This window comes from Marisediminicola sp. LYQ134 (assembly GCF_046599635.1).
Lineage (GTDB): Bacteria > Actinomycetota > Actinomycetes > Actinomycetales > Microbacteriaceae > Marisediminicola.
This window is the reverse complement of sequence record NZ_JBKIWP010000001.1, coordinates 1485601-1510569: the sequence shown is the minus strand read 5'-3', so window position 1 is coordinate 1510569 and position 24969 is coordinate 1485601. Positions and strand designations below refer to the sequence as shown.

Genomic DNA, 24969 nt, shown 5'->3' with positions numbered 1-24969 from the left:
GGGGAGGAGATGACACAGCCTCCGCACGAGTCGCCGCTCGAGCGCGGGATGGACGCCACTAAGCTTCGGCGCATGACGCACCCCGCCGCGCCGAACCCGTACGTGCCGAACCCCGCCGCGCCGAACCCGTACGTGCCGAACCCGTACGCCCCGGCATCCCTCCGCCCACCGCTCTCGAAACGACACAAGCGCGGGGCATTCTGGGCGGGCTTCGTCGGGCTCAACCTCGTCAGCCTCGGTGGCTCACTGCTCGTGTCTGCGGCGGGAGTGGCCGCGTTCGTCGCCTTCCTCAGCGCGGCCATGGATTCGACCGGGTCATCGTCGCTCCCGAGTTCGCCAGACGCCTCGGCCTCGCAAGACGGGTTCGCCGAAGCGGTCGACAGCATCGACCTGTGGGCGTGGCTCACCATTGCTGCCCTCGTCGGGTTCGCGGTGGTCGCTCTCGGAGTGATCGCGAGCGGCCTGATCCTGCGCGGGCGAGGAGTGCGCAAGCCGTGGGCGGTCACCTGGAGTTCGATCGGCATCTCGCTTCCGGTGCTCGTCGTCATCGGATTCGTCGGCGCGACGGTGGCTCAATTCGTCGGAGTCGCGGCATCGATCGCGGCGTTCAGCTCCATGACCACGTCGGCCGCGCCAGCGGGATCACCCGAGGGCGACCTCACCGCGGCTCTCACGGCGGCACTCGCGACCGGAGCCGTCGGGCTCGTCTTCTCCGTCATCGTCGTCGGCATCGCGGGGTGGCTCATCTGGTGGTGGATGACGCACGTGTTCCGCGGGTCTACTGCTGCGAACGGGGAGTGAATACTCGCGAGGGTGCGGTGATGGGTGGTCGGAGCGGCAGACTGTCAGGGTGACTCTCAAACTCGGATACAAGGCATCGGCAGAGCAGTTCGACCCCCGCGAGCTCGTCGAGATCGCGGTCGCGGCCGAAGCGCACGGCATGGAGAGCGTCGCGGTGAGCGACCACTTCCAGCCCTGGCGGCACGAGGGCGGTCACGCACCGTTCTCGCTCTCGTGGATGGCCGCGGTGGGCGAGCGCACGAAGACCATTCAGATCGGCACCTCCGTGATGACGCCGACGTTCCGCTACAACCCCGCCGTTCTCGCGCAAGCGTTCGCGACGATGGGGGTGCTCTACCCGGGGCGCATCATGCTCGGTGTCGGAACGGGTGAGGCGCTCAACGAGGTCGCGACCGGATTCCGCGGGGCGGGCGAGCAGACCTGGCCCGAGTTCAAGGAGCGATTCGCGCGCCTCCGCGAGGCGGTGCAGCTCATGCGGCAGTTGTGGACCGAGGACCGCGTCAACTTCGAGGGCGAGTACTACTCGACCCACGACGCGAGCATCTACGACCGGCCCGAGGGCGGCATCCCCGTCTACATCGCGGCCGGCGGCCCTGTCGTCGCGCGCTACGCCGGTCGTTCGGGTGACGGGTTCATCTGCACGTCGGGCAAGGGCGCCGAGCTCTACACCGATTCGCTCATCCCCGCGGTCAAAGAGGGGGCGGACAAGGTGGGGCGCGAGTTCGAGAGCATCGATCGCATGATCGAGATCAAGCTCTCGTATGACACCGATCACGACACCGCGCTCGAGAACACGCGCTTCTGGGCGCCGCTCGCCCTCTCGAAGGAGCAGAAGCACGACATCACCGACCCCGTCGAGATGGAACGGGCCGCGGATGCCCTCCCCATCGAGAAGATCGCCTCCCGCTGGATCGTCGGCTCCGACCCCGATGCCGTGGTCGACGAGATCGGCAAGTATCTCGATTACGGCATGAACCACCTCGTGTTCCACGCCCCCGGGCAGGACCAGCGCCGCTTTCTCGAGCTCTTCGAGCGCGACATCGCGCCGCGGTTGCGCGCGAGAGCCTGATCGGCGGGGCGGTCGGCCCCGGCACGGAGAAACGACCCGCGCCTCGGTGAGGTGCGGGTCGTTTCTGGTGAGGGGCGGTTCAGCGGCGCGTGACGCTGCGACGGCCGCCGACGCGGATCCAGATGAGCAGCACGATGATCGCGCCGATGATGGAGCCGATGATGCCGGCGGGCTGGAAGAAGCCGTCGGTCGCGTCGGCGCCGAAGAGCAGGTAGCCGAGGAACCCGCCGACGAACGATCCGATGATGCCGATGAGGATCGTCATGGGAACCGAGAGGTTCTGCTTTCCGGGGACGAGAAGGCGAGCGACGAAGCCCGCGATGAGGCCGATGACGATGATGCTGATGATGAGACCGAGCATGGTGTTCCTTTCGTGATGCGGAGGGGGTTCCGCGGGGGACGCCCGAAGGTCGGGTCAGTGGCAGTGGAGAACCAGTGAGTCCACGAAACCACCCCCTCGGGTGTGCCACTACACCCCTCGGGGTGGAATAGTCATCCCATGACCCCGCCCCGTTCGACACCCATCACGGTGACCCTCGTCGACGACTACGACGTCGTGCTCACGGGCCTCGCGCACATGTTCGACGACTATCGCGATCGCGTGATCGTCTCGGAGATCGCCGCGAACGCCGAACTCGACGACGTCATCGACATCGTGATGTACGACTCGTTCGCGCAGCCGGAGTCGGACCACGACGAGATCCGCGCCCTCGTCACGAACCCCCGCGCGACCCACGTCGTCGTCTACACGTGGAACTTCGACCAGAGACTCATCGACGATGCCCTCGCGCAGGGCGTCACGGGCTACCTGTCGAAGACGCTCGCCGCCCGCGACCTCGTGGCCGCGCTCGAGCGGGTGCACGCGGGCGAGACCGTCGTGAGCGAGAGCCCGAAGCGCGCGACGAGCAACCTCGGGCTCGACTGGCCGGGCCGCCGGGAGGGCATCACCGATCGCGAGTCCGAGGTGCTCGCGCTCATCACGCAGGGCAAGAGCAACGCGGATGTCGCCACACTCACCTATCTGAGCCCCAACACCGTGAAGTCGTACATCCGCAGCATCTATCGCAAGATCGGTGCCGACAGTCGCACCCAAGCGGTGCTGTGGGGTGTGAAGCACGGCTTCACGCCCGACCACCACCGGATCGATCACTGGCTCGGGGGGCCGTAGGCGCCGGATCGGCGTCCCAGCTCGCGAGCACGGGCAGCATCCGCTCGGTGGGGGAGCCCCGTTCGGCCGTGTAGACGATGAGGCGCTGCTCGGGGTCGTGCGGTGCCGTCACGATCTCGAGGTCGAACTCGAGCTCGCCCACGAGAGGGTGTCGGATCTTCTTCGCGACCGAGGCGTAGTCGCGCACACCGTGGTCGTTCCACCAGCGTTCGGCGTCGGCATCCGCCGCCCGCAGGTCGTCGACGAGGGCGGCGAGCCTGCGATCGTGCGGGTGCCTCGCGAGGTCGCGGCGCAGCGACGCGACCGTCGTCGACGCGAAGGTCTCCCAGTTGACGATGCGCTCGCGCGCGACGGGATCGAGAAACATGAACCGAGCGAGAGACGACCCCACCGGGAGGTCGTGGAGCACGGTGGCGAGCAGGGCGTTGCGCGCGAGCACCTCGGCGCGCTGCCCGATGATAAGTGCGGGGAGGTGCTCGACGGCGGTCATGAGTCTGAGCAGCCCGGGGTCGGCGTGCTGCGTCGTGGTCGTCGACATCGGCGCCCTCCGCGCTGGCGCAGCGAGGTCGTGGAGGTGAGCCCGCTCGACATCGTCGAGGCGCAGTGCTCGGGCCAGCGAGTCGAGAACCTCCCGCGAGATGGTGGCCTGACGCCCCTGCTCGAGGCGGCTGTAGTAGTCGGGACTCACCCCCGCGAGCACGGCGAGCTCTTCTTTGCGCAGTCCGGGCACGCGGCGGGGGCCGGGGAACGCCTCGATACCGGCCGTCGAGGGCGTGAGTCGATCGCGGCGCGAGCGCAGAAACTCTCCGAGGGCGGCGCGGTCACGAGTCATACGGCCACCCTAGGAGCCCGTGTCGGTTGCATCCTGGTCCCGTCATGCCCAGGTTGAGCCTGACCTGGTGGCTGCGGCGATGGCCGTTTAGACCTGAGACATGACATCAGCGAACACACCCTCCTCCTCCACCGCCTCGGCGCCCGACAGGCGCACCGCCATCGTCACCGGCTCGACGAGCGGCATCGGCGCGGCGATCGCCCGCGCTCTCGCCGCCGAGGGGGTGCTCGTCGCCGTGAGCGGCCGTGACCGGGCCCGCGGCGAGGCCGTCGTCTCGTCGATCGCCGCCGCCGGCGGGGAGGCGATCTTCGTTCCCGTCGACCTCGCTGGTGACTACGCGGCGCTGCGCGCCTTCGCGGCCGACGCCACCGAGATGCTCGGCGGTCGCGTCGACATCCTCGTGAACAACGCGGGCATCTACCCGGCGACGTCGACTGCCGAACTCGCGGATGCCGACCTCGACACGATGCTCGCCGTCAACGTGCGGGCACCCCACGTGCTCGTCGCGGCGACCGCCCCGGCGATGGCCGAGCGCGGCTCGGGGGCGATCGTGACCGTCGGATCGTGGATGGGCCGCGTCGGCAACCCCTTCGCAGCGATGTACTCCGCGACGAAGGCGGCAGACGAGCAGCTCACGAGATCGTGGGCTGCCGAGTTCGGGCCGCGCGGCGTTCGCGTGACCGCGGTCGCCCCGGGCGTCACCCTGACCCCGGGCAACGAGGGCGCGCGCCCCGTGCTCGACGCCATGGCCGCGAGCACCCCCGCCGGGGTCGTCGTGCAGCCGGAGGACATCGCGAACGCCGTCGTCTTTCTCGTGTCGGACGCGGCCGCGATGATCCACGGGGTCGTGCTCGACGTCGACGGCGGCATCTCGTCGACGAGGCCGGCGGGCGTAGCGTGAGCGGTATGGACGCCTCCCCAGCCGCCTTCGGCGCCACGAGCACGGCAGCCGACGTCGTCGAGGGCGTCGACCTGCGCGGTGCTGTCGCCATCGTCACGGGTGCCGCTTCGGGCATCGGCGTCGAGACGGCGCGTGCGCTCGCCGCCGCCGGCGCGAGTGTCACGCTCGCCGTGCGCGACGTCGCCGCGGGTGAGAGGGTCGCCGACGACATCCGCGGTTCGTCACGCGAAGCGGATGTCGCGGTCGCGCGACTCGATCTCGCCGATCTGCACTCTGTCGACGCTTTCGCGGCCGCGTGGGCGGGGCCGCTGCACATCCTCGTGAACAACGCGGGCGTGATGTGGGCCCCCGAGACGCGGACGCCCGAAGGCTGGGAGCTTCAGTTCGCGACCAACCACCTCGGGCACTTCGCGCTCGCGACCGGTTTGCACACGGCGCTCGCCGCGGGTGCCGCCGAACGACCCGGCGGCTCGCGCATCGTTTCGGTGAGCTCGAGCGGGCACGCGTCGTCGTCGGTCGACTTCGACGACCTCTTCTTCGAGAGGCGGCCGTACGACGCCGGTGTCGCCTACGGGCAGTCGAAGACGGCGAACGTGCTCTTCGCCGTCGAGGCGTCGCGGCGCTGGGCGGGCGACGGCATCACCGCCAACGCCGTGATGCCCGGCGGCATCTGGACCAACCTGCAACGCCACTGGGATCCGACCGTGCTCGAGACCACCAAGCGCCAGGTCACCGAGGCGGGGTTCACCGCGAAGACACCTGAGCAGGGTGCCGCGACATCGGTGTTCGTGGCGACGTCGCCGACGCTCGCGGGGGTCGGCGGCCGATACTTCGAGGACTGCCACGAGGCGGATGTCGTCGACCACCTCGCCGACGGCCTCCACGGTGTCGTGGCGCACGCGCTCGACCCCGAGGCCGCGCGCCGGCTGTGGACCGTGTCGCTCGCCCTGCTCGAGGCGGCGCGCGCCCGCGAGAGCCGGCGGTGAGCCGCAGCGCCGCGAGCTTCGGCACCTCGAGTTACAGAGCCGCGAGAATCGTCTCGGCGAGCTGACGGGGCTTGGTGAACTGGGGCCAGTGCCCCGTCGGCAGGTCGACGAGCTCACGATCGCGGATGCGTGCGAGCTCGGCCGTGTATGGATGGTCTTCGGCCATGAACTGCCGGAGCATGTCGGCGGGGAACTCGCAGCAGATCACGGTGACCGGCACATCGAATCGCCTCGGGTCACGGAGCTCGAGCGCGTCGGTGGCGACGTGCACCGGCTGCGGGTGGGCGATGCTGCGGAAGTGTTCCCGTGCGGCGTCGTCGAGGTCGGTCAGGTCGGGCTCGTCGAAGACACTCCAGTCGGGCAGGGGGATCACGCCGTCGACCGCGGGCAACTCGTCGTTGATGACCCCGCCGTGCGCGAGGGCGCCACCGCCGCTGTGGCCGACGAGCACCACCGGAACGTCTGACGCGTCGACCGCGGCCACGACCGCGTCGACGTGGTCGCGGAGACAGATCGTAGACCTGTCGATCCCGGGCTTCGCGGGCTTCGCGGGCTTCGCCGCATTCGCCGCGTCGTCGCGTTCGAGTCCGGGGAGGGTGAGGGCCGTGACACCGTGACCGTGCTCTCGGAGCACCGTCGTCACCTCGCCCCACGAATCGCCGTCGAGCCAGAAACCGGGGATCAGGACGATGTTCATGCGGGAAATGTAGCGCTGGCCGCAGACATCCGCGACGGAAGGCGACCCGCTAGCGCTCAGACACCGCAGCCTCGACCACGGCCTCGAGAACGAGGGTCGAGTCGGCGAGGTCGAACGCCGTGATGGTCATGCCGGCCATCCTCGAGTCGACGGCTTTCTGCAGGTCGATGAGCACGACGGGCTCGCTTTCGCCCCGCTCGAGTTCGACGAGCCCGGGAGGCATGCCGCTCTCGTTGAGACCCCGGTTGATCGGGTCGAGGAGGTAGGGCACGAGTTTGTGTGCGGGGAGGCCCCGCGCGTGCGCGGTGATCGCGAAGGAGACGACGCCCGAGGTGAAGCCGAGAAAACGCGCCGTGACCGTGACGGTGCCCGCGGCCGCGAACGCGAGTTGCTTGGCGAAGGCGGTCGTCTCGATCTGCGTGAGGTCGACCTCGGTGTGGATCGTCGAGCCCTCGCACCGCACGTCGTCGAGCATGACCGGGAGGGCGGCGCCCGAGGTCGCGAGAGCGAGTGCCTCGTCGAAGGGCAGGGTGAGCTTCACGTGCACCTCCGGTCTCGCCGAGCGGAACGCGCGGTCGTGATGATGCTAGAGGAGCGAGGCTGGGACTCGCGCCGCCTCGAGCAGCCGTGCGTCGTGACAGCATGAGGGAAGCATTCATCCAGTGGAGGATCCCCATGAGCATCATCAAGATCAACGCCATCACCGTTGCGGCCGACAGCGGGGACGAACTTGCCCAGCGCTTCGCCGCTCGCGCCGGAGCCGTCGACGGCCAACCCGGTTTCGAGGGGTTCGAACTGCTCAAGCCGACCGACGATCGCACGACGTGGCTCGTCATCACCCGCTGGAGCGACGACGAGTCGTTCCAGGCCTGGGTCGATTCGCCCGCGTTCGGCCACGGTCACCGCGGCCCCACCCCAGCGGAGGGTGACGCCCCGAAGGGGCACGTCGGTCTCAGCAGTGAACTGTGGTCCTACGTCGTCGCCGGCGGTTCGGCGGGGTGACCTCTCCGGGCGTGCACATCGGTTATGCCGCGATGCTCGAGCGGTTCCACCCGAACGAGATCCTCGAGTTCGCGGCGCACGCCGAGTCCCGCGGGTTCACGGGCGTCATGGCCGCCGACCACTTCCAGCCGTGGGTGCCGGGCCAGGGCAACGCCTCGTTCGTGTGGAACGTGCTCTCCGCCCTCGGTCAGACGACGTCGGGCGACCTCGGCACGGGGGTGACAGCGCCGACGTTCCGCTGGCATCCGGCGATGGTCGCGCAAGCATCCGCCACTCTCGCCGCGATGTATCCGGGCAGGCACTGGCTCGGCCTCGGGAGCGGCGAGGCCCTCAACGAGCACGTGGTCGGGCAGTACTGGCCCGAGGCGCCCGAGCGCATCAACCGGATGTTCGAGGCCGTCGACATCATCAAGAAACTGTTCGTGTCGGGGCTCAGCCACCGCGACGTGCGGCACGACGGGCAGTTCTACAAGCTCGAGTCGACGCGGCTGTGGACGATGCCCGAGGTCGCACCCGAGATCCTCGTCGCGACGGCCGGGCCCGTGGCGGCGAAGCGTGCCGGTCGCACCGTCGACGGGCTCATCACCGAGGCCGCGCCGGTCGAGAAGGTCGCGATGCTCGTGCAGCGCTTCGCGGAGGGAGCCCGCGAGGTGGGTCGCGAACCCGCGACGATGACCAAGGTGCTCCGGGTGCACGTGAGCTGGGCGGCGACCGACACCGAGGCGATGCGCAACGCGCTCACCGAGTGGCCCAACGGCGGCATCCGCTTTCCGAAGGGCGACATCCGCTCGCCGTTCGAACTCGAGCAGATCGCGCGGATGGTGCGCCCCGACGATTTCGAGGGCCGCATGCCGATCAGCTCCGACCCCGACGTGCACCGCGCGTACATCCAGCAGTTCGTCGATCTCGGCTTCGACCGCATCTATCTGCACAATGTGGGGCGCAACCAGCGAGAGTGGATCGACGTGTTCGCGCGCGAGGTGCTGCCGGCGCTGCGGAAGTAGCGCTGGCCGCACGGTCTGTCAGCCCTCGGAGTCGTCGCCGAGAAGGTCGACCTCGTCGCGTGTCAGTCGAAGGCGAAGACGTTCTCGGAGACGGCCGTGGCCCCCTCGGGCGTCGGACTGTCGTCGGGGCGGACCTCGAAGCGCCCTCCGGGACCGTCGATCTCGAGCTGCCCTGTCCCGCCGCACGCGACGTGCCAGTCGCCGCCCTCCGGTGACACGATGAGACACACGCCGAGCCCGACCACGGAATCTCCGCTCCGCGCGAGCCAGACATCGGTTCCGTCATGCTCGCCCACGAACCGTGCCGACGACATATCGAGGTCGTCGAATGCGTAGCCAGGCAGGTCGGGGAGGGCATCGCCAGGACCCAGCTCTCGCTCGAGCACGGCGAAATCAGAAGTCCCTCCCACGCATCCGGCGAGCACCGCCATGACCGACACCGCGACGATGGTCGCACCTGCACTGCGAAATCGAGCCCTCATACCGCGATGATCCCTCACCTCAGGTGGTCAGCGAAAGAGCCTCTCGAGTCACCATGCCGGTGTGCATCGCCGAGCGACGCCTCCCGAGCTCGGGAGTTCGGGCCGTAGACGCAGGTCCGGGGGCGAAATGGCCATCACTCACAAGAAGGTCTGACGGGTGCGTCTCTGAGATAGTGGCGGCGGAACCGTCGTCGCGCTGGGGGAGTTGCCAAGCCAGAAAGCCGCTGACGAGCATGGCGATGGGCACACCCCCCGGTCGAAGCGACGTGCTCGGCCCGTGTCAGCCACCACGCACAGCGGTCTGGCGCACGCGACACGGGACAATGGGGGAGTGCAGCTCACCGCGTTCTCGATCCCCGGCCTCCCCGAGTTCCAGGCGGGCGACGACCTCGCGCGCATCCTCGGCGACGCGCTCGAACCGGTCATCGAGAGCGGCGACATCGTCGCGGTGACGAGCAAGATCGTGAGCAAGGCGCAGGGGCGTCAGGTCGCCGCCGCCGATCGCGAAGACGCGATCACGAGCCAGACCGTGCGTCTCGTCGCGAGCCGCGAGCATCCGAACGGGGTCACGCGCATCGTCGAGAACCCGCTCGGTCTCGTGATGGCGGCGGCGGGAGTGGATGCGAGCAACACGCCCGACGGCGTCGTGCTGCTGCTCCCCGAAGATCCCGACGCGACCGCGCGCGAGCTGTGTGCGGCGTGGCGGGAGCGGTTCGGGTTCGACATCGGCGTCGTCGTGAGCGACACCTTCGGCAGGCCGTGGCGCGAGGGGCAGACCGACGCGGCGATCGGAGCGGCGGGGCTGCGCGTTCTCGACGACTTGCGCGGGTCGACGGATGCCTCGGGCAAGCCCCTCGCCGTCACCGCGCCCGCGGTGGCCGACGAGATCGCCGCGACGGCCGACCTCGTCAAAGGCAAAGCGTCGGGCCGACCCCTCGCGATCGTGCGGGGGCTCGCTCACCTCGTCGGCGACGTCGACCTCCCCGGCGCGCGCGTTCTCGTGAGGTCGCCCGAGAACGACATGTTCCGGGTCGGCAGCGCCGAGGCGCACGCCGCGGGGTTCGCCGCCGGACTCGCGGCGGGGCGGGCGGAGCGCGCCGAACACGCCGCACCCGATCGCGCTCTCTGAGCACCCCCGCACCGGCGTCTGGCAGACTGCGCCGAGAACACGCGAAGGAGCACGGTTGATGGTGGAGAGCTCGATGAGTGACGTACAGACCGATCCGGCCCGATCGGTTCGGGTGCCCGTGCTGGATGCGGGTGAGTTCCAACGGCTGAGCACCCTCATCGTCGCGAGCGTGGAGAAGGTCATCGACGGCAAGCGCGGCCCCGTCGAGCTCGCGCTCACGGTGCTCCTGGCCGAAGGACACCTGCTCATCGAGGATGTGCCCGGCGTCGGCAAGACCATGCTCGCGCGCGCCCTCGCTCGCTCGGTCGACTGCACGGTGTCGCGCATCCAGTTCACGCCCGACCTGCTGCCGTCGGATGTCACGGGTGTCTCGATCTTCAACCAGGCGACCCGCGAGTTCGAGTTCAAGCCCGGGCCGGTGTTCGCCAACATCGTCATCGGCGACGAGATCAACCGGGCGAGCCCGAAGACCCAGTCGGCTCTGCTCGAGAGCATGGAGGAGCGCCAGGTCACCGTCGACGGCGTCACCCACCCGCTCGCGGCACCGTTCGTCGTCGTCGCGACGCAGAACCCGGTCGAGATGGAGGGCACCTATCCTCTGCCCGAAGCGCAGCGCGACCGCTTCATGATGCGGGTGTCGATGGGATATCCGGATGCGGCGGCCGAACTCGCGATGCTGCGTCAGCGCGAGACCCACAGTCCCCTCGACGACGTGCGCAGCGTCGTCTCTACCGACCAGTTCATCGGCATGATCGCCGCCGTGCGGTCGGTCTTCGTTTCGCGAGCCGTCGAGCAGTATGCGGTCGCGATCGCGCAGGCGACGCGCGCCGAGCGGGCGCTGCGCCTCGGCGCGAGCCCGCGAGCGACGCTCCAGCTCGTGCGGGCCGCGAAAGCGCGAGCGGCACTCGACGGCCGTGAGTTCGTGCTCCCCGACGACATCGACGCCCTCGCCGTTCCCGTTCTCGCCCACCGGCTCATTCCCGCCAACAGGTCGTCGGGCGGCTCGCCCGCGTCGGCGTCCGCCCTCGACGATGTCGTGGAACGCATCGTCGCGCGCGTCGAGGTTCCCCTCGGTTCGTCGACCGCGCCCTGATGCGGTTCGTGGCGCGGGAGCGCGAGTGACGGCGGGGCGCGAATGACTGCGGGGCCCGAATGACGACAGGGCGCGTGCGTCGCTCGTCTCGGCGCCGGGAGGGCTACGGCATCCGATTGACGGCGCGCGGGTGGTGGTTCGTCGTCGCGGCGGGTGCGAGTGCCGCCGGCGCTTTCGCGGCGGGGGTGCCCGAGCTGCTCTATGTCGCGGGCCTCGCGCTCGTGCTCGTCGCCGTCGCGTTCACGCTCGTGGTCTCGCGGCGCGTGCGGCTCGATGTCGTGCGGGAGTTCGCGCCCGCCGTCGCGGCGATCGGGCAGGTCGTGTCGGTCGACGTCACGGTGCGCAACACGTCGCGCACGACTCTCGCCGCGAGCGACGCCGTCGACTTCCGCCCGTTCGGCGCGATCAATCGCGACCGCTCCCTCGCTCTGCCCGCCCTCGGCCCCGACCGCCGGGGCTCGTCGGCGAAGCCGAGCGTCGCCCACGTGCGCTATCGCCTCGAGGCGACGAGTCGCGGGGTGTTCGAGATCGGCCCGTTCGCCGTCACCGTCATCGATCCGTTCGCGCTCGCGACTCGCGTGGTGCCCGCGGGCCCTCTCGACGAACTCGTCGTGACCCCCGCGCTCGAGACCCTGAGGGATTCGGGTCTCGCCGTCATCGCGAGCGAGGGCGCCTCGGCGCTCGTGCGCCGCGCGAGCGGGGCCGACGACGACCTCTCGACACGCGAATACCGCACGGGAGACGCGATGCGCCGCGTGCACTGGCGGGCGACGGCCAAATACGGCGAGCTCATGGTGCGGCAGGAGGAGCCTCGCAGTCACGCCGAGGCGCGCGTCGTGATCGACACGAGGGCGAGCGGATACGGTCCGCTCGCGCCCGTGACGCCGAGGTCGAGCCCCGAGTTCGAGCGGGCGCTCTCGATCGCCGGGTCGATCGCCATCCACCTCGCCCACCGCGGTTTCGCGGTCGAGGTCGTCGAGTCGAGCGCGGCCCAGCTCGCGCCCGTCGCGCCCCTCCCCGAGTTCCTGCGTTCGCTCGCGACGATCGAGCTGAGTGGCGAGACCGGGCGGGTCTCACCCGACTCGCCCCTCGGTGCCCCCGTGAGACTCGACCGCGGCTCGGGATCGCTGTTCGCCGTCGTCAGCAACCCCGACCAGGAGACGCTCGACCGGCTCGAACGGCAGCGGTCGGGGTTCGGGCTCGCCGTCGCGTGCGTCGTCGATCCGGATGCCATCGCCGACGCGAGTTCGGACGACGGCGCCCGCGAGACCGCGACGGCCGCGCTCGACCGGGCGGGGTGGACGGTCGTGCTCGTGAGGCCGGGCGACACCGCGGTCGACGTGTGGGCCGCGGTCGCCGACATCCACGGGGTGCGTCATGGCCGTTGACACCCGCAGCCCCGCCCGGGAGGGGCGATCGTCGACGGCGCGCGGCCCCGTGCGTGGCGGGCCGCGAGCGCGCCGAGGGCGGGAGAAACCGCGCTCGACACTTCTCGCGAGTGCGTCTCTCGCCGGGGCGTTCCTCGCGGCGGCGTTCGGCCTCGGTGCTCTCCTCGACGGGCTCTCGTGGTGGGCGGTCGTGTCTCTCGTCGTGCTCATCGTGCTCGGCGCCGCCGCCCTCACGCGTGCGAGAGCCCGCGTCGCCGCCCTCGCCCCGATCGTCTCCGCCGTCGTGTTCGTCGTCGTCACCACTCTGTTCTTCGCGCCGGGGAGCGCGATCCTCGGCATCATCCCGACGCCCGACACGATCGCGGTGTGGCGTGCGCTCGCGGATGCCGCCCAGACGTCGATCTCCGAGCAGACGGTTCCCGCGACCGCGAACGTCGCCATCGTGTTCGCGGCGTCGGTCGGAATCGGTGCCCTCGCGTGGGTCGGCGACGTCGTCGCGATCACCCTCAGGCGCCCCCTCTTCGTGGCTGTCCCGCTCCTCGTCATCCTCGCGATACCCCCCGTCGTCGCCCCCGGCCGCTTCGACATCGCGTCGTTCGTCGCCACGAGCGCCGCGTTCCTCGCGCTCCTCGTGGTCGTGCGAGGAACCCGGCAACCGGGGGTGGCGGTCGGCATCGGCGCCGTCGCGGTCGTCGGTTCACTCCTCACCCCGCTCGTGCTCCCTGCGGTGCAGCCGTCCGTCGCCTTCGGCCCCGGGCTCTCGACGGGCATCAACCCCGTGCTCAACCTCGGCGACGATCTGCGTCGCACGACCGATCGCACCGTGCTCGAATACTCGACCGAGAGCGGCAGCGCGCAGTACCTGCGCCTCGTGACCCTCGAGCGCTTCACGGGTGACGAGTGGGCGCCGACCCCCACGCGCGTCGACACGGGCAACACGCTCGACGACTTCGGGGCGATTCCGGGGCTCGAGAGCGAGGTCCCTCTGGAACCCGAGACGACGGCGATCGACGTCGCGCGGCTCTCCTCCCCGTGGCTCCCGCTTCCCTACCCCGCGCTGTCGGTCTCGGGGGTCGAGGGGGAGTGGTTCTTCGAACCGCGCGGGCTGTCGGCATCCGGAGTCGGCGAGACCGCGACCGGTCTCGACTACACCGTCTCGAGCGTGCGCGTGACGCCGACCCCCGAGCAGTTGCTCGCGGCCGTGCCGGGCACGGACGACGTCGACGACTACCTCGAGCTCCCCGACGACCTCCCCGAGGTCATCGGGGAGACCGCGCGCACCGTCGCGGGGGATGACGGTGCCTACACCTCGGCCATCCGCCTGCAGGAGTTCTTCCGCTCCGGCGACTTCGACTACTCCGAGACCGCGCCCGTGGACAACGGCTACGACGGAACCGGGATGGAGGTCATCGCGACGTTCCTCGAGGCACGATCGGGGTATTGCGTGCACTTCTCGTCGGCGATGGCCGTCATGGCTCGCGAGCTCGGCATCCCCGCGCGGGTCGTCGTCGGCTTCCTGCCCGGTTCGACGGGGGAGGAGCCCGGGATCTTCGAGGTGTCGACCCACGACCTCCACGCGTGGCCCGAGCTCTACTTCGACGGCATCGGCTGGGTGCAGTTCGAGCCGACCCCGGGCAGGGGAGCGCTCGAGACCTACGCGGATGTGAGCATCGAGGGTGTGCCCGAGGCGACGCCCCCGGCGGAAGCCGAACCGGACGAGCCCGACGACGCGCCCGACCCCGACGTCGACCCCGACGACGGCACCGACCCCGAGACCGACCAGGACCCCGACTCGGCACTGCCCGAGACGGGGAGCACCGAGTCCGCGCAGACGCCACAGGGTGGGCTCGCGTGGGTCGGTGTCGCGGCACTGATTCTGGGCCTCGCACTCGCCCCCGCCCTCATCCGCTTCGGGCAGCGCGCGGCATTCGTGCGTCGCGCGCGCGACGGGCGGAGCGACGCCGTCGAGGCGTGGCGGGAGGTCGTCCGCGACGCGACCGACACGGGCGTCGCTCTCGTCGACACCGCGACGCCTCGCGAGAACGCGCGGCTCATCGAGGAGGCTCTGTTCAGTGCGGAGCCGGCTCTCTCGAGGGTTCTCGCGCGAGTCGAACGCCACGCGTTCGCCGGGGCCACGGCGGCAGCCGCTGCCGGTGCGGGCGCAGAGGGCGACGCACCGGGCGACGTGGCGGCCGTGCGATCGGCGCTTCTCACGAGCGCGGGAGCCGGAGGAGCCCTGCGCGCGACGGTGCTCCCCCGATCGCTCCTGCGTGCGTTCGACCGCGGGCGGACGACCCGATCGTGAGGTGGAGCGTCGTCATCCCGGTCAAACGATTGCCCGAGGCGAAGTCGAGGCTGCGCGGCGATGCCGGCGCTGGTCGCGGAGGCGGTGCCGGTGGCGGAGCGGCGCCGGCGAGCCCGGCGCCAGACAGCCCGGTCGCCGATCTCGCCCTCGCCTTCGCGCTCGACACCGTGAGCGCGGCTCGCGAGTCGCCCGGGGTCGACCGCGTTCTCGTGGTGTCGAGTGACGCGACCGTCGCGCGGGAGGTCACCGCGATCGGGGGTGTCGTCGTCGCCGACCCGGGAGGCGGACTCAACGCCGCGGTCGGCGGGGGAGTCGCGGCGGCGCTTGCGGTCGCTCCCGAGGCGGGGGTCGCGGTGCTCACGGGTGACCTCCCATCGCTCCTCCCCGCCGACCTCGGGGCGGCGCTCGCCGCGGCGGCACTGCACCCGCGAGCCGTCGTGCCCGACCACCTCGGAACGGGAACGACCCTCCTCACCGCGCGACCCGGCGAGAGCCTCGACCCCCGATTCGGTGTCGACTCGCGATCACGGCACGAGAACGCGGGTCACGAGGTGCTCGACATCGCGCTCGGGTCGAGCGTGCGGTGGGATGTCGACACCCCGGCCGATCTCGACCGCGCGGCGCAGCACGGCACAGGGCGACACACCGCTCGAGCCCTCGCCGAGCGCACCGGCGCACACGCCGCGCGACACCGACCGCGCGACTAGGGCCGCGCGACGAGAGCCGCGCGACCAGGGTCCCGCGACGAGATCAGGTCGCGAGCGCGAGGGCGTCGCGGGCGATCTTCGCGGTCGCCGCGGCATCCGTCATCCACAGCGGAACGGCGGCGGTGCGGATGCCCGCGGCCTCGAGTGCCGGCAGAGAGGCGGCATCGGCGTCGTCGACGAGCCACCCGTCGATCAGCCCGCCGGTCGACCGTGCGCCGTAGTGGGAGGCGACCGCCGCGGCACTCGTCTCGACGCCGATCGCGGCGAGGCAGGCGTCGGCCATTCCCCGCACGGCGGCGCCGGCGATGATCGGCGAGACCCCGATCACGGGTGCCCCCGTTGCGGAGAGTGCCGCGCGCATGCCGGGGAGCTCGAGGATCGTTCCGATCGACACGACGGGGTTCGAGGGGGCGACGAGCACGACGTCGGCGGCCGCGATCGCCTCGAGGGCTCTCGGGCTCGCCGCCGCGGTCTCGATGCCGCGCTGCACGAAGCGGCGGGCCGGGAGGGCGGCGCGGTGTCGCACCCACCACTCCTCGAAGTGCAGTTCGCGCACGGGGTCGCCGACCTCGACGTGCGTCTCGACCTCGTCGTCGGTCGCGGGCACCAGGGTCACGCCGAGATCCCAGCGAGCCGTGAGCCGCTCGGTCGCCTCGCTCAGGGTGAGGCCGTCGCGCAGCATCGAGGTTCGCGCGATGTGGGTCGCGAGGTCGAGGTCGCCGAGAGTGAACCACGGCCAGCCGACCCCGTAGGCGGTGAGCTCGGCGCTCACCCTCTCGCTCTCGCCGACGCGGCCCCATCCGCGCACCTCGTCGTTCGCGCCCGCGAGCGTGTACATGAGCGAGTCGAGGTCGGGGCACACGCGCAGGCCCGCGAGCCACAGGTCGTCTCCCGTGTTGGCGACGACCGTGATCGAGCTCGGGCCACCGGCGCCGATCGCATCGAGCTGCTCGAGGTGCTGCCGGAGGCCGCGCACGAAGCGCGCTCCGCCGACCCCTCCCGCGAGAACGGTGATCGCCGTCATGTCGTGCTCCTGGTTCTGCTTCGGGGTGCGGCCTCCGACGGGGGCTCATCGGGAGCCGCGTCAAACGCGATGACGGGGAGACCCGAGAGCGGATGCGTGAGCATCGTGACCGAGACCCCCCACACTGACTCGATGACCGATCGCGTGAGCGCCGTGCGGGGCGGGCCCGAAATCACGACGCGTCCGCGGTCGAGAACGATCACGTGGTCGGCAAACGTCATCGCGAGGTTGAGGTCGTGCAGCGCAGCGACGACCGCGATGCCGCCCGCTGTCGCGAGCGAGCGCGCGAGACCGAGGATCGACAGCTGGGCGCGCACGTCGAGGTGGTTCGTCGGTTCGTCGAGCAAGAGCAACCCCGGTTGCTGGGCGAGCGCCCTCGCGAGGTGCACCCGCTGCCGCTCGCCGCCCGAGAGGGTCGAGAGGGGGCGAGCTGCGAACTCCGCGACACCCGCGTCGCGCATCGCGTCACGCACGATCGCGGCGTCGTCGCGCGAGGGCGCCCCGAAGGCCGAGAGGTGCGGGGTGCGACCGAGCGCCACGGCGTCGCGCACCGTGAGCGGCAGTTCGGCGTGCACATCCTGTTCGACGAGCGCGGCCGACCTGGCCCGTTCACGACGGCCGAGGGCGAACCAGTCGGAGCCGTTCCAGCGCACGTCACCCGACGACGGCCGCGCGACCCCGGCGAGCACACGGATGAGGGTCGACTTGCCCGCGCCGTTGGGTCCGACGATCGCCGTCACCTCGCCACCTCGCACCTCGAGATCGACCTCGTCGACGACGGACCGACCTCCCAGGGTCACCGTGACGACGCTCGCCTCGAGGCGCGTCACGCTCGCACCCTCGCCCGCACGAGCAGCCACACGAAGACGGGGGCGCCGATGACGGCGGTCACGATGCCGACGGGCAGCTCCCGCGGGTCGAATACGGTTCGTGCGAGGGTGTCGCACCAGATCAAGAAGATCGCCCCCGTGAGCGCCGAGAGGGGCAGGAGCGCGCGGTGGCGGGCACCGACGACGAGGCGCACGGCGTGCGGGAGGATGAGCCCGACGAAACCGATCGACCCGCTCACCGCGACCATCCCGCCCGTGAGGAGCGCCGTGCCGACGAGCATGAGCACGCGCATCCGCGCGACGTCGACACCGAGGGCGGCGGCGGACGTGTCACCGAACGCGAACGCGTCGAGCACGCGGCCGCCGACCAAGAGGGGAACGCCCACGATGACGAGAGCACCCACGGCGATCGCAACGGCGGGCCAGCGGGCCCCCGCGAGCGACCCGAGCAGCCACGTGATGATCTCGCGGTAGGAGTCTCCCGTCGCGGTCCAGAAGATGACGAAACTCGTGAGGGCGGCGCCGAGGCTCGACACCGCGACACCGGCGAGGATCGTGCGGCTCGGGGTCAGCGTCGCACCGGTGCCCGCGATCGCGAGGGTCGCGACGAGGGCGACGATGGCTCCGACGAAAGCGGCGCCGGGGAGGGCGACGGTGAGGCCGAGCACGAGCACCGCGACGGCGCCGAGCGAGGCGCCGGAGGAGAGCCCGAGCAGGTAGGGGTCGGCGAGCGGATTGCGTGTGACCGCTTGCATCACCGCCCCCGCGATGGCGAGGCCCGCGCCGACCGCACCCGCTGTGAGCACGCGCGGCAACCGCAACTGCCACACGATGCCGTCGCGCAAGGCGTCGAGAGGGGTCACCCCGAGACCGAGGTTGCTCGCGACCGACAACCACACGTCGGCGACGCGGATGTCTGCCTGGCCGATCGTCACCGCGACGCCGACGGACACCACGAGCGCGATCGTGAGCGCGACGCCGACGAGCACGGGGACCGCGACGGTGCGCCGCGTCGCGGTGCCGCGCGCGCTCTCGATCGTCGCCATGCCGTGATCAGCCCTCGGTCGCACTCTCGGCCAGCGCGGCGGTCGAGAGCTGATCGGCGAGGTCGGCCGCGGCATCGACGTTGCGCACCCCGGCCTCGCCCGCCGCGAAGGGCACCACGAGGTACCGCTCGTCGCGCACGGCCGAGAGCTCGGCGGTCGCCGGATTCGACTCGAGAAGCTCGATCTTGCTCTCGGCGGTGTTCCAACTCGCGTCGACGAGCACGATGACATCGGGGTCGGCGTCGACGATCGCCTCCCACCCGATCGAACTCCAGGTGTCGTCGATGTCGGACGCGATGTTCTCGAGGCCCGCGGCCTCCATGATCATCTGCGGAGCACCGATGCCCGCGCCCACGTAAGGGGTGTCTGTTCCGGAGGAGTACCAGAGGGCGGTGAGACCGCGGTCGTCGGGCTCGACGGCGTCGAGCGCGGCGCTCTGCTCGGCCACGAGGTCGGTCGCGGCATCCTCGGCGCCCAGGAGCACGCCGGCCTCGGCGATCTCGTCGAACACGTCGGCGAAGGCGAGCTTCTCGGGCATGTAGTCGCGGTCTTTGCACGCCGACGGGGCCACATAGGTGCCCACGCCGAAGCCGGCGAGAGAGTCGCGGTCACCCGCCGCTTCGGCCGTGAACATCGACTCCCAGCCCGCGTAGACGAGGTCGGGTTCGAGTTCGAGCACGGCCTCCTGGCTCGGCGCGAAGTCGGAGATCACCGGAACGTCTGCCGCGGCATCCGCCCACCGCTCGGGAACCGGCCCGTCTTGAAAAGCGGCACCGACGATGCGGTCGCCGAGACCGAGCGCGAGAACGAGCTCGGTCGTCGTCGACTTGATCGTGACGATGCGCTCGGGCGCTGCACCCGCCGTGTCGACCTCGGTGCCGCAGTTGTCGAGGATGCCGGCCGCCGCGGCGTCGGGTGAGGCCTCACCCGAATCGGAGGCGGGAGCGGTCGCGCACCCCGAGAGGGCGACGGTCGCGGCGATGACGACGGCGAGGGAGGCTGCGGTGCGGAAGCGGGAGGGGGTCATGGGCGGGCTCCTGGATGACGGCGAGAGGGAACGCGATCCGGGCACACGGCGGTGCAGGAGACGCGAGACCTGTCGCCCCAGAACCGGGATCGACTCGCCGCACCAGATCGGGTGCGGGGGCCTCCCCCCAGCGTAGCGACACTATGCACGGCCGCTCGACGGTCGTAGGTTTTACGCCAGCGTCACTGATCGAAACGACCCCGAAACGTGAGCCGCTGACAATGACACCCACGAGGCACCCCCAGGAGGCACACCGATGACCGTCGTTCGCGCAGCAATCACCCAGACCACGTGGACGGGCGACAAAGAGTCGATGCTCGACAAGCACGAGCAGTTCGCCCGCGACGCCGCGGCCGACGGAGCGCAGATCATCTGCTTCCAAGAACTCTTCTACGGGCCCTACTTCGGCATCACCGAAGACAAGAAGTACTACGCGTACGCGGAGCCGTCCGACGGCCCCATCGTTAAGCGGTTCGCGGCCCTCGCGAAAGAGCTCGGCCTCGTCATGGTGCTCCCCATCTACGAGGAGGACATGCCCGGCGTCTACTACAACACCGCCGTCGTCGTCGACTCCGACGGAAGCATCCTCGGGCAGTACCGCAAGCACCACATCCCGCACCTCGACAGGTTCTGGGAGAAGTTCTACTTCCGCCCCGGCAACATGGGTTACCCGGTGTTCCAGACCTCCGTCGGCCCGGTCGGCCTGTACATCTGCTACGACAGGCACTTTCCCGAGGGATGGCGCGAGCTCGGCCTCAACGGCGCACAGATCGTGTTCAACCCCAACGCGACCAAGCCCGGCCTCTCCAATCGCCTGTGGGAGGTCGAGGGCCCCGCGGCGGCCGTCGCGAACGGCTACTTCGTGCTCCAGCCCAACCGGGTCGGGCGCGAAGACAACGAGTACGGCGAGCTCGCCGTCGACTTCTACGGCACGAGCCAGGTGATCGACCCGCGCGGCAACTTCGTCGGAGAACGGGGGTCGGGAACGACCGAAGAGATCCTCATCCGCGACCTCGAGATGGACCTCATCCGCGAGATGCGCGACGACTGGCAGTTCTACCGCGACCGCCGGCCGGAGTCGTACACGTCGATCCCCAAGCCGTGACCGTGAACCCCAGACGAAAGGCAGGTCGATGAAGACCCTCATCAAGAACGGCACCGTCGTCAACTCCACGGGGCGCGCCCCGGCCGACGTGCTCATCGACGGCGAGACGATCGCCGCCGTGCTCGCCCCCGGTTCCTCGCTCCTCGGGTTCGACATCGAGCGCAACGTCGACACCGTCATCGACGCCGCGGGCAAATACGTGATCCCCGGGGGGATCGACGCCCACACCCACATGCAGATGCCGTTCGGCGGCACCGAGGCATCCGACACCTTCGAAACGGGCACGCGGGCCGCCGCCCACGGGGGCACGACGAGCATCGTCGACTTCGTCGTGCAGTACGCGGGCGAGAACGTGCTCGACCAGTACGCCCTGTGGCACGAGAGGGCGGCGGGCCAGTGCGCGATCGACTACGGGTTCCACCAGATCCTCTCCGACGTGCAGGACTCGTCGCTCACGGCGATGGACGAACTCATCGACGAAGGGGTCACGAGCTTCAAGCTCTTCATGGCCTACAAGGGGGTGTTCCTCTCCGACGACGGCCAGATCGTCAAAGCGATGCAGAAAGCCGCGTCGAACGGATCGATGATCATGATGCACGCCGAGAACGGCAGCGTCATCGACCTCCTCGTGCAGCAGGCGATCGCCGCGGGCAACACCTCGCCGTACAACCACGGGCTCACGCGCCCGTGGCAGGCGGAGGAGGAGGCCACGCACCGCGCCATCATGCTCGCCGACCTCACCGGCGCCCCGCTCTACGTCGTGCACGTCAGCGCGAAGCAAGCGGTCGCGCAGATCGCCGTCGCGCGCGACCGCGGGCAGAACGTGTTCGGCGAGACGTGCCCGCAGTACCTCTACCTCTCGCTCGAAGACCAGCTCGGCGCCTCGAGCGACGAGTGGGGCGACTTCGAGGGGGCCAAGTGGGTGTGCTCCACCCCGCTGCGCTCGAAGCACGAGGGTCACCAGCACCACATGTGGCAGAGCCTCCGCACGAACGACATCCAGATGGTCTCGACCGACCACTGCCCGTTCTGCATGAAGGGCCAGAAAGACATGGGCCTCGGCGACTTCTCCAAGATCCCCAACGGCATCGGATCGGTCGAACACCGCATGGACCTCCTCTATCAGGGTGTCGTCGACGGCAAACTCTCGCTCGAGAGGTGGGTCGAGGTGACGTCCACGACCCCCGCGCGCATGTTCGGGATGTACGGCACGAAGGGGGTGATCCAGCCGGGAGCCGACGGTGACATCGTCGTCTACGACCCGAGCGGGCACACATCCATCGGGGTCGACCAGACGCACCACATGAACATGGACTACTCGGCGTGGGAGGGCTACGAGATCGACGGGCACGTCGACACCGTGATCAGCCGCGGCAGGGTCGTCGTCGACGGCAACGAGTACCTCGGATCGAAGGGCGACGGGCGCTACATCAAGCGCGGCCTGTCGCAGTACCTCATCTGATGCCGAAGGTACGCAATTTCCGCGAGGGTACGCAGGATCCGGCACAGTCTGGCGGAAACTGCGCACTGTCGGCGGGCGGAAAGAGGATCTGATGGACTTCGGAGCGGTACTGCAGACCAACCCGCCGGCCTCGCGCACGGTGCACCTCGCCAAGCTCGCCGAGCAGCACGGGTTCAGCCACGTGTGGACCTTCGACTCGCACCTGCTGTGGCAGGAGCCGTACGTCATCTACAGCCAGATCCTCGCCGAGACGCGTCGCGTGAAGGTCGGCCCGATGGTCACCAACCCCGCGACGCGCGACTGGACGGTGACGGCGTCGACCTACGCGACGCTCAACGAGATGTACGGCAACCGCACGATCTGCGGCATCGGCCGTGGCGACAGTGCCGTGCGAGTGACGGGCGGTGCGCCCACGACCCTCAAGTCGCTGCGCGAGTCGATCCACGTGATCCGCGAGCTCGCCAACAGCCGGTCGGTCGAATACAACGGGCAGACCCTCCAGTTTCCGTGGAGCCGGGGTTCCGAGCTCGAGATGTGGGTCGCGGCATACGGCCCGCTCGCCCTCAAGCTCACCGGTGAGGTGGGCGACGGGTTCATCCTGCAGCTCGCCGACCTCGACATCGCCGAGTGGATGATCGCGACCGTGCGCCGCGCCGCCGAGAACGTGGGGCGTGATCCGGACTCCATAAAGTTCTGCGTCGCGGCCCCGATGTACATCGGCGACGACACCGAGGAGTCCCGAGCGCACATGCGCGACCAGTGCCGCTGGTTCGGCGGGATGGTCGGCAACCACGTGGCCGACATCGTGAGCAAGTACGGGGCAGACAGTTCGGTTCCGCCCGCGCTCACCGACTACATCGCCGGCCGGGAGAGCTACGACTACAACGAGCACGGTCGCGCGGGCAACAGCCACACGAGTTTCGTGCCCGACGAGATCGTCGACAGGTTCTGCATCCTCGGCACGGCCGAACAGCACATCGGGAAGCTCGAGAAACTGCGGGCGCTCGGCGTCGACCAGTTCGCCGGCTACCTCCAGCACGACAACAAGGAGGAGACCCTGCGCGTCTACGGGGAGACGGTCATCCCGGCCCTGAGCGACACGATCGTGGCCCGGTCGTGACGGGCGCGGGCACGCCTTCCGCGGTCGACGCGCCTCCCGCGGTGCGTTCCCCGCGGGGGCGGGCCCGCTCGTCTCGCGCGACGGCGTCGCGCCTCGGCCTCGGCGCTCTCGCGATCCTCGCGGTGGCCGCCGTGTGGGAGCTCTACAAGTGGCTTGGTCCCGCCGACGGCCTCGTCATCGGCGGTGCGCGCATCCTGCCGCGCACGAGCGACCTCGCGATGCCGCACATCCCCGACATGGTCGTGCGGTTGTTCGAACCGGTGACGCGCGCGGATGGTTCCCCGCCCCTGTGGCTCGAGGTCGCGGGTGCGGCATCCCTCACGCTCGGTATCGCCGCGGTCGGGTGGCTCCTCGGCCTCGTCGTGGGCTTCGCGCTCTCGCTTCTCATGGTGCGCTCGCGCATCGCCGAGGCGAGCCTCCTGCCGTGGATCGTGCTGAGCCAGACCGTGCCCCTCATCGCCTTCGCGCCCGTCGTGCGCAGCTGGGGGTCGAGGGTCGAGATCGGCGCGTTCGAGTGGCAGGACTGGATGTCGGTTGCTCTCATCGCGTCGTATCTCGCGTTCTTCCCCATCGCGATCGGGGCGCTGCGGGGGCTGACGTCTCCCGCCGCGATGCACACCGACCTCATGACGTCGTACGCCGCCGGATGGTGGGCGACCCTCGTCAAGCTCCGCCTCCCGGCGAGCGTGCCCTACCTGCTGCCCGCGCTCAGGCTCGGGGCGGCCAACGCCGTCGTCGGGGCGATCGTGGCCGAGGTCTCGACGGGGCTGCGGGGTGGGCTCGGTCGCATGATCGTGCAGTTCGCCGGCCAGGCGAGCGGCGACCCTGCCAAGTCGTGGGGTCCCATTTTCGGAGCCATCCTCCTGGGGCTCCTCGCCGCGGGATCCGTCGCCCTCATCGGCGGCGGGTTGCGCAACTATCGCAGAGCTGAGGTGAGCGCATGACGCTCGACGAAACGGTCCCCACGACGGAGGGTGTTCACGCCCGCGGAGCCGACGCCGTCGTCGCGTCGGGGGTGGGCAAGGTCTTCGAGGCCGCGGGGGTCACGGCGCTCGACGGCGTCGACCTCGTGGTGAGCGCGGGGGAGTTCGTCTCCCTCATCGGCCCGTCCGGGTGCGGAAAGAGCACGCTCTTGAGGCTCATCGCCGACCTCGACACCCCCTCGAGCGGGTCCCTCGAGATCTTCGGCAAGTCGGCGAAGCAGGCCCGGATCGACCAGGACTACGGCATCGCGTTCCAGCAAGCCGGACTCCTGCCGTGGCGCACGGTCGCGGCGAACATCGAGCTCCCCCTCGAACTCCACGGGTTCTCGAAGGCGCAGCGCGCCGCGCGGTCGCGCGAGCTGCTCGATCTCGTCGGCCTCTCCGATTTCGGTGAGCGCTATCCCGACGAACTCTCGGGCGGGATGCAGCAGCGCATCGCGATCGCGCGCGCTCTCGCCGAGAAGCCCAACCTCCTCCTCATGGATGAACCGTTCGGCGCGCTCGACGAGATGACGCGCGAGCGCATGCAGACGGAGCTCACGCGCATCTGCGCCGAGACCGGGGCAGCGGTCGTCTTCGTGACCCACTCGATCCCCGAGGCGGTGTTCCTCTCCGATCGCGTCGTCGTCATGTCGCCTCGTCCCGGCCGGATCGAGACGGTCGTGCCCATGGCCCTCGGGCCCGCCTCTGAGCGCGGCGACGGCATCCGCGAAGACCCCGCGTTCTTCGAGATGGTCACGGCCGTGCGCGAGGCCCTCCACCGCGGCGCCCCCGCGAGGGGCACGGACAACCGATGACGGCGCCGTCG

The 24969-nt window shown here is 70.2% G+C and carries 26 protein-coding genes; 17 read left to right on the top strand and 9 right to left on the bottom strand.

Annotated elements, in window-relative coordinates; genetic code table 11:
* The first annotated feature begins 72 nt into the window (after nt 1-72).
* Together ACLHIH_RS07295 and fgd are read left to right on the top strand one after the other, a co-directional pair.
* On the top strand, nt 73-801 hold the full coding sequence (locus ACLHIH_RS07295) for a hypothetical protein (RefSeq protein ID WP_411316042.1): 729 nt from the start codon (nt 73-75) through the stop codon (nt 799-801).
* Nucleotides 802-850: 49 nt separating this feature from the next.
* The gene (gene fgd, locus ACLHIH_RS07290) at nt 851-1870 is read left to right on the top strand and encodes a glucose-6-phosphate dehydrogenase (coenzyme-F420) (RefSeq protein WP_411316041.1); all 1020 of its coding nucleotides are present in this window, start codon (nt 851-853) and stop codon (nt 1868-1870) included.
* A 79-nt stretch (nt 1871-1949) separates the two neighbouring features.
* Here the strand turns inward: fgd and ACLHIH_RS07285 are convergent, their stop codons facing one another.
* On the bottom strand, nt 1950-2231 hold the full coding sequence (locus ACLHIH_RS07285) for a GlsB/YeaQ/YmgE family stress response membrane protein (protein ID WP_411316040.1): 282 nt from the start codon (nt 2229-2231) through the stop codon (nt 1950-1952).
* A gap of 138 nt (nt 2232-2369) precedes the next feature.
* Here ACLHIH_RS07285 and ACLHIH_RS07280 point away from each other — a divergent pair, with 138 nt between their 5' ends.
* On the top strand, nt 2370-3038 hold the full coding sequence (locus ACLHIH_RS07280) for a DNA-binding response regulator (RefSeq protein ID WP_411316039.1): 669 nt from the start codon (nt 2370-2372) through the stop codon (nt 3036-3038).
* On the opposite strand, the gene ACLHIH_RS07275 is transcribed toward ACLHIH_RS07280, so the two are convergent.
* A complete protein-coding gene (locus tag ACLHIH_RS07275) occupies nt 2992-3870 on the bottom strand; it encodes a helix-turn-helix transcriptional regulator (protein ID WP_411316038.1) in 879 nt (292 codons plus the stop codon). The two genes, ACLHIH_RS07280 and ACLHIH_RS07275, sit on opposite strands and share 47 nt — an antisense overlap.
* A gap of 100 nt (nt 3871-3970) precedes the next feature.
* Here ACLHIH_RS07275 and ACLHIH_RS07270 point away from each other — a divergent pair, with 100 nt between their 5' ends.
* Complete coding sequence (locus tag ACLHIH_RS07270) at nt 3971-4771, top strand: SDR family NAD(P)-dependent oxidoreductase (RefSeq protein WP_411316037.1); 801 nt, start codon at nt 3971-3973, stop codon at nt 4769-4771.
* 5 nt (nt 4772-4776) lie between these two features.
* Nucleotides 4777-5757, top strand: coding sequence for an SDR family NAD(P)-dependent oxidoreductase (locus ACLHIH_RS07265; protein WP_411316036.1), 981 nt, complete (start codon nt 4777-4779; stop codon nt 5755-5757).
* A 31-nt stretch (nt 5758-5788) separates the two neighbouring features.
* On the opposite strand, the gene ACLHIH_RS07260 is transcribed toward ACLHIH_RS07265, so the two are convergent.
* Together ACLHIH_RS07260 and ACLHIH_RS07255 are read right to left on the bottom strand one after the other, a co-directional pair.
* Nucleotides 5789-6454: an alpha/beta fold hydrolase gene (locus ACLHIH_RS07260; RefSeq protein WP_411316035.1), complete on the bottom strand. Its 666-nt coding sequence runs from the start codon at nt 6452-6454 to the stop codon at nt 5789-5791.
* A gap of 49 nt (nt 6455-6503) precedes the next feature.
* Nucleotides 6504-6995 (bottom strand): hypothetical protein, encoded by a 492-nt coding sequence (locus tag ACLHIH_RS07255; RefSeq protein ID WP_411316034.1) that lies wholly within the window; start codon nt 6993-6995, stop codon nt 6504-6506.
* 134 nt (nt 6996-7129) lie between these two features.
* On the opposite strand from ACLHIH_RS07255, the gene ACLHIH_RS07250 reads away from it, so the two are divergent.
* Together ACLHIH_RS07250 and ACLHIH_RS07245 are read left to right on the top strand one after the other, a co-directional pair.
* On the top strand, nt 7130-7456 hold the full coding sequence (locus ACLHIH_RS07250; protein ID WP_411316033.1) for an antibiotic biosynthesis monooxygenase family protein: 327 nt from the start codon (nt 7130-7132) through the stop codon (nt 7454-7456).
* Nucleotides 7453-8460, top strand: a complete 1008-nt coding sequence (locus tag ACLHIH_RS07245) for a TIGR03557 family F420-dependent LLM class oxidoreductase (protein WP_411316032.1) — start codon at nt 7453-7455, stop codon at nt 8458-8460. The genes ACLHIH_RS07250 and ACLHIH_RS07245 overlap by 4 nt, the downstream gene beginning before the upstream one ends.
* Nucleotides 8461-8522: 62 nt before the next feature.
* Here the strand turns inward: ACLHIH_RS07245 and ACLHIH_RS07240 are convergent, their stop codons facing one another.
* Nucleotides 8523-8942 (bottom strand): hypothetical protein, encoded by a 420-nt coding sequence (locus ACLHIH_RS07240; RefSeq protein WP_411316031.1) that lies wholly within the window; start codon nt 8940-8942, stop codon nt 8523-8525.
* Between the two features lie 331 nt (nt 8943-9273).
* Here ACLHIH_RS07240 and cofE point away from each other — a divergent pair, with 331 nt between their 5' ends.
* The 5 genes from cofE (at nt 9274) to cofC (ending at nt 15564) form a co-directional block, all read left to right on the top strand.
* Complete coding sequence (gene cofE, locus ACLHIH_RS07235; RefSeq protein WP_411316030.1) at nt 9274-10071, top strand: coenzyme F420-0:L-glutamate ligase; 798 nt, start codon at nt 9274-9276, stop codon at nt 10069-10071.
* A 73-nt stretch (nt 10072-10144) separates the two neighbouring features.
* The gene (locus ACLHIH_RS07230; protein WP_411316029.1) at nt 10145-11164 is read left to right on the top strand and encodes an AAA family ATPase; all 1020 of its coding nucleotides are present in this window, start codon (nt 10145-10147) and stop codon (nt 11162-11164) included.
* Nucleotides 11165-11223: 59 nt separating this feature from the next.
* Nucleotides 11224-12552 carry a DUF58 domain-containing protein gene (locus tag ACLHIH_RS07225; protein WP_411316028.1) on the top strand — a complete coding sequence of 443 codons (1329 nt, stop codon included), beginning with the start codon at nt 11224-11226 and terminating at the stop codon, nt 12550-12552.
* The gene (locus ACLHIH_RS07220; protein ID WP_411316027.1) at nt 12542-14857 is read left to right on the top strand and encodes a transglutaminaseTgpA domain-containing protein; all 2316 of its coding nucleotides are present in this window, start codon (nt 12542-12544) and stop codon (nt 14855-14857) included. The genes ACLHIH_RS07225 and ACLHIH_RS07220 overlap by 11 nt, the downstream gene beginning before the upstream one ends.
* Entirely contained in the window at nt 14854-15564 is a 711-nt protein-coding gene (gene cofC, locus ACLHIH_RS07215) for a 2-phospho-L-lactate guanylyltransferase (RefSeq protein WP_411316026.1), read from the top strand. The genes ACLHIH_RS07220 and cofC overlap by 4 nt, the downstream gene beginning before the upstream one ends.
* 43 nt (nt 15565-15607) lie before the next feature.
* Here cofC and cofD read toward each other — a convergent pair whose 3' ends face one another.
* From cofD to ACLHIH_RS07195, 4 genes are read right to left on the bottom strand one after another with little or no spacing between them, the layout of a single operon-like run.
* Nucleotides 15608-16588, bottom strand: coding sequence for a 2-phospho-L-lactate transferase (cofD, locus tag ACLHIH_RS07210; RefSeq protein WP_411316025.1), 981 nt, complete (start codon nt 16586-16588; stop codon nt 15608-15610).
* A complete protein-coding gene (locus ACLHIH_RS07205; RefSeq protein ID WP_411316024.1) occupies nt 16585-17418 on the bottom strand; it encodes an ABC transporter ATP-binding protein in 834 nt (277 codons plus the stop codon). Before ACLHIH_RS07205 ends, cofD begins: the two co-directional genes overlap by 4 nt.
* Nucleotides 17415-18464 (bottom strand): putative F420-0 ABC transporter permease subunit, encoded by a 1050-nt coding sequence (locus ACLHIH_RS07200; RefSeq protein WP_411316023.1) that lies wholly within the window; start codon nt 18462-18464, stop codon nt 17415-17417. Before ACLHIH_RS07200 ends, ACLHIH_RS07205 begins: the two co-directional genes overlap by 4 nt.
* 7 nt (nt 18465-18471) lie before the next feature.
* Complete coding sequence (locus ACLHIH_RS07195; protein ID WP_411316022.1) at nt 18472-19491, bottom strand: putative F420-0 ABC transporter substrate-binding protein; 1020 nt, start codon at nt 19489-19491, stop codon at nt 18472-18474.
* Between the two features lie 256 nt (nt 19492-19747).
* Here ACLHIH_RS07195 and ACLHIH_RS07190 point away from each other — a divergent pair, with 256 nt between their 5' ends.
* The 5 genes from ACLHIH_RS07190 (at nt 19748) to ACLHIH_RS07170 (ending at nt 24958) form a co-directional block, all read left to right on the top strand.
* Nucleotides 19748-20596 carry a nitrilase-related carbon-nitrogen hydrolase gene (locus ACLHIH_RS07190; RefSeq protein WP_411316021.1) on the top strand — a complete coding sequence of 283 codons (849 nt, stop codon included), beginning with the start codon at nt 19748-19750 and terminating at the stop codon, nt 20594-20596.
* A 28-nt stretch (nt 20597-20624) separates the two neighbouring features.
* On the top strand, nt 20625-22058 hold the full coding sequence (hydA, locus tag ACLHIH_RS07185) for a dihydropyrimidinase (RefSeq protein WP_411316020.1): 1434 nt from the start codon (nt 20625-20627) through the stop codon (nt 22056-22058).
* Between the two features lie 91 nt (nt 22059-22149).
* Nucleotides 22150-23178: a TIGR03842 family LLM class F420-dependent oxidoreductase gene (locus ACLHIH_RS07180; RefSeq protein ID WP_411316019.1), complete on the top strand. Its 1029-nt coding sequence runs from the start codon at nt 22150-22152 to the stop codon at nt 23176-23178.
* On the top strand, nt 23175-24122 hold the full coding sequence (locus ACLHIH_RS07175) for an ABC transporter permease (RefSeq protein WP_411316018.1): 948 nt from the start codon (nt 23175-23177) through the stop codon (nt 24120-24122). The genes ACLHIH_RS07180 and ACLHIH_RS07175 overlap by 4 nt, the downstream gene beginning before the upstream one ends.
* Complete coding sequence (locus tag ACLHIH_RS07170) at nt 24119-24958, top strand: ABC transporter ATP-binding protein (protein WP_411316017.1); 840 nt, start codon at nt 24119-24121, stop codon at nt 24956-24958. Before ACLHIH_RS07175 ends, ACLHIH_RS07170 begins: the two co-directional genes overlap by 4 nt.
* Nucleotides 24959-24969 lie beyond the last annotated feature (11 nt).

Bases quoted from the DNA above. Each gene is read 5' to 3' on its own strand.
- ACLHIH_RS07285 (WP_411316040.1), bottom strand. From the start codon at position 2,231: ATGCTCGGTCTCATCATCAGCATCATCGTCATCGGCCTCATCGCGGGC.
- ACLHIH_RS07260 (WP_411316035.1), bottom strand. From the start codon at position 6,454: ATGAACATCGTCCTGATCCCCGGTTTCTGGCTCGACGGCGATTCGTGG.
- ACLHIH_RS07250 (WP_411316033.1), top strand. From the start codon at position 7,130: ATGAGCATCATCAAGATCAACGCCATCACCGTTGCGGCCGACAGCGGG.
- ACLHIH_RS07225 (WP_411316028.1), top strand. From the start codon at position 11,224: ATGACGACAGGGCGCGTGCGTCGCTCGTCTCGGCGCCGGGAGGGCTAC.
- ACLHIH_RS07200 (WP_411316023.1), bottom strand. From the start codon at position 18,464: ATGGCGACGATCGAGAGCGCGCGCGGCACCGCGACGCGGCGCACCGTC.
- ACLHIH_RS07275 (WP_411316038.1), bottom strand. From the start codon at position 3,870: ATGACTCGTGACCGCGCCGCCCTCGGAGAGTTTCTGCGCTCGCGCCGC.
- ACLHIH_RS07230 (WP_411316029.1), top strand. From the start codon at position 10,145: ATGAGTGACGTACAGACCGATCCGGCCCGATCGGTTCGGGTGCCCGTG.
- ACLHIH_RS07280 (WP_411316039.1), top strand. From the start codon at position 2,370: ATGACCCCGCCCCGTTCGACACCCATCACGGTGACCCTCGTCGACGAC.
- ACLHIH_RS07270 (WP_411316037.1), top strand. From the start codon at position 3,971: ATGACATCAGCGAACACACCCTCCTCCTCCACCGCCTCGGCGCCCGAC.
- ACLHIH_RS07190 (WP_411316021.1), top strand. From the start codon at position 19,748: ATGACCGTCGTTCGCGCAGCAATCACCCAGACCACGTGGACGGGCGAC.
- ACLHIH_RS07195 (WP_411316022.1), bottom strand. From the start codon at position 19,491: ATGACCCCCTCCCGCTTCCGCACCGCAGCCTCCCTCGCCGTCGTCATC.
- ACLHIH_RS07295 (WP_411316042.1), top strand. From the start codon at position 73: ATGACGCACCCCGCCGCGCCGAACCCGTACGTGCCGAACCCCGCCGCG.
- ACLHIH_RS07265 (WP_411316036.1), top strand. From the start codon at position 4,777: ATGGACGCCTCCCCAGCCGCCTTCGGCGCCACGAGCACGGCAGCCGAC.
- ACLHIH_RS07220 (WP_411316027.1), top strand. From the start codon at position 12,542: ATGGCCGTTGACACCCGCAGCCCCGCCCGGGAGGGGCGATCGTCGACG.
- ACLHIH_RS07240 (WP_411316031.1), bottom strand. From the start codon at position 8,942: ATGAGGGCTCGATTTCGCAGTGCAGGTGCGACCATCGTCGCGGTGTCG.
- ACLHIH_RS07170 (WP_411316017.1), top strand. From the start codon at position 24,119: ATGACGCTCGACGAAACGGTCCCCACGACGGAGGGTGTTCACGCCCGC.
- ACLHIH_RS07180 (WP_411316019.1), top strand. From the start codon at position 22,150: ATGGACTTCGGAGCGGTACTGCAGACCAACCCGCCGGCCTCGCGCACG.
- cofD (WP_411316025.1), bottom strand. From the start codon at position 16,588: ATGACGGCGATCACCGTTCTCGCGGGAGGGGTCGGCGGAGCGCGCTTC.
- hydA (WP_411316020.1), top strand. From the start codon at position 20,625: ATGAAGACCCTCATCAAGAACGGCACCGTCGTCAACTCCACGGGGCGC.